The sequence below is a fragment of the Pararobbsia alpina genome (genome assembly GCF_902859895.1).
Classification (GTDB): domain Bacteria; phylum Pseudomonadota; class Gammaproteobacteria; order Burkholderiales; family Burkholderiaceae; genus Pararobbsia; species Pararobbsia alpina.
The window spans coordinates 1-2,429 of the sequence record NZ_CADIKM010000129.1 but is presented as its reverse complement, the minus strand read 5'-3'; the positions used below and the strand labels follow the sequence as shown (position 1 = coordinate 2,429).

The 2,429-nt window shown below is 63.3% G+C and carries 4 protein-coding genes; all 4 read right to left on the bottom strand.

Annotation, left to right across the window (positions count from 1 at the left end):
- A partial coding sequence (gene tnpC, locus HV670_RS29700) for an IS66 family transposase (protein ID WP_175108498.1) occupies window positions 1-1,447 on the bottom strand: 1,447 nt, incomplete at its 3' end.
- 46 nt (window positions 1,448-1,493) lie between these two features.
- A complete protein-coding gene (tnpB, locus tag HV670_RS29695; protein WP_175108497.1) occupies window positions 1,494-1,838 on the bottom strand; it encodes an IS66 family insertion sequence element accessory protein TnpB in 345 nt (114 codons plus the stop codon).
- On the bottom strand, window positions 1,835-2,239 hold the full coding sequence (gene tnpA, locus HV670_RS29690; RefSeq protein ID WP_175108496.1) for an IS66-like element accessory protein TnpA: 405 nt from the start codon (window positions 2,237-2,239) through the stop codon (window positions 1,835-1,837). The genes tnpB (HV670_RS29695) and tnpA overlap by 4 nt, the downstream gene beginning before the upstream one ends.
- Window positions 2,240-2,287: 48 nt before the next feature.
- On the bottom strand, window positions 2,288-2,429 hold a 142-nt coding region (gene tnpB / locus HV670_RS32545; RefSeq protein ID WP_175108495.1), incomplete at its 5' end, for an IS66 family insertion sequence element accessory protein TnpB.

The following is a 2,429-nucleotide window of genomic DNA, read 5'->3' as shown; positions in this document are numbered from 1 at the left end:
GGTTACGGCGGCGTTGGCGCGCAAAAATCGCCCGTGTCGCAACGACACTGAAGGTCAAATCCCAATGTTTATCGAGCTCTCGGAAGGAGGTGCACAATGAACGCCCCATTGAGACCGCGCGCAACGCTCGCTCGACGGCGTTGTTATCGATTTCCACACGGCCGTCACGGGCAAACGTAATCAGTGCGTCCCACCGATTGAAGGCATATTGAATCGCACCGGCGAGCGCGGATTTGCCCGACAGCGTAGGGAGCAACGCGATCATCCACGCTCGCATGTTGTCGAGCAACGGCTGCGTCTGCGCCTGGCGAGTCGCGAGTCGTTGATCGGGGGGCTGCCCGCGAATTTGCGTCTCGATCGCGTACAACTCTCCGATGCGCTTTACCGCTTCTCCCGCGACGGGCGACGGATGCGATTGACTGATGTCATAGAACTTGCGTCGAACATGAGCCCAGCATGCCGCCTCGATACGTACGCCATCGGCATACAGTTTGTCGTAGCCAGCGAACCCGTCGGCATGAATCGTCCCGTTGAAGTCCTGTAGATGTCCCTGGGGATGTTCGCCCTTGCGATCGGGCGAGTAGCTCATCCACAGTGCGGGTGGTGTCGCCTGACCGGCTGGACGCTCGTCCCGGACATAGGCCCACAGCCGCCCGGTCGCGGTCTTGCCCTTGCCGGGTGCGAGCACCGGCACTGGCGTATCGTCGGCGTGCAAGGTCGGGCCCGCCATCACGTGGCGGCGCAGCGCATCCACCAGCGGGCGTAACAGACGGGAGGCGCCACCGACCCACTCGGCCAGTGTCGAACGGTCTAGCTCCACGCCCTCACGGGCGTAGATCTGGGTTTGTCGGTAGAGCGGCAGATGATCGCCGTATTTGCTGACGATCACATGCGCAAGCAAGCCCGGACCAGCGATGCCGCGCGCGATCGGGCGCGATGGTGCCGGCGCCTGGACGATCGTCTCGCAAGTCCGACAGGCGAGCTTCGGGCGAACGTGCCGGATCACACGATAGTTGCCGGGAATCCACTCGAGTTGCTCGGCAACGTCTTCGCCCGCGGGCTTGAGCGCACCGCCGCAGTTCGGGCACGCGCAGCTCGGCGGCGCGTACTCATGGGTGTCGCGTGGCAAGTGCTCCGGGAGCGGTTTGCGCGCTCGCCTGGGGCGTGAGACCCCGTCTGGCTCGCTGACAGGCGAAGGATCTTCTTCCTCGTCGGCGCGGAACTCCTCAAGCTTGAGTTCGAGTTGCTCGATCTGCACGTCGAGCTTCTCGGACTTGCGCCCGTACTGCAGACGTCGCAGCGCGGCAAGCTGGATGCTCAGGTTCTCGATCATCAACTGGCGTATCGACAGAACCGATTCGAGCGACTTGATCTGCGCATCCCTGCTTGCCAGCATCGCCTTGAGGGCGGCGACATCGTCGGGCAGGGTTGAGAAGGAATCGGCCATGAAGGGAGCTTACGGTGATCAGCGACCGTTTACAACTCCCGGCTCGCTAGGCGGCGCGCGAGGGAGCGGTTCGCACCGTGTGCCGCCAGTCGATTCCTTCGAGCAGCATCGACAACTGCGCCGAACTCAACCTGATGCCGCCCGTGTTCGCCTGCGGCCACACGAAGCGGCCGCGCTCAAGGCGTTTGGAGAACAGGCACAGGCCGTGTCCATCCCACCAAAGAATCTTGAGGAGGTCGCCGCGCTTGCCGCGAAACACAAAAATATGCCCGCTGAACGGATTGGCGGTGAGCGCTGTCTGCGCCACCGCGGCCAAGCCGTCGAAGCCGCGGCGCATGTCGGTCACGCCGGCGACCAGCCACACCTGGGTTCCGGCAGGCAGGCCGATCATTGCGCGCCTGGGGTTCGAAGCACCTCGCGCAGAACCGTCGCCAGAACGGATTGCTCCGGTACGCCGCGGATGAGCAGGACCGCTGCGCCATGACGCAGTTCGAGCTCGCCGGTGGCGGTGGTGCCGATCGGCGCCGGTACCGTCACAGCGGATGCGGCTTCATCGACTATCTGCACAGGGATCAGCGCGGTCGACCGAATATCTCCGGCAGTGGGGCCCAGATACTGGCTGCGCCAGCGCGCGAGCAAGTTCGTGTTGATGCCGTTGGCCAATGCCACTGCGGCGAGCGAAACATCGGGGCGTAGCGCCTGCTCAACCAGGTCGCGTTTGAATTCAGCTGAATAGCGTCGGCGGGTCCTGCCCAACGGAGTGACTTCCACTACCTCTACCGTATCTGCCATGCCATATCCCAACGAGTTTGAATCTCGCGAGACTGACGCTACCGACGACTAAAAAAAAGGTGTGGTGGTCGGACGCTTACAGTGAAGCTGCTCGGTCGTCAACTCCATCACCGGCTGCTGCCGGCGTGGCCAAACAAAGCGGTCTTCCTCGAGGCGCTTCATCAGCAGCCAGAAACCATTGCCGCCCCAG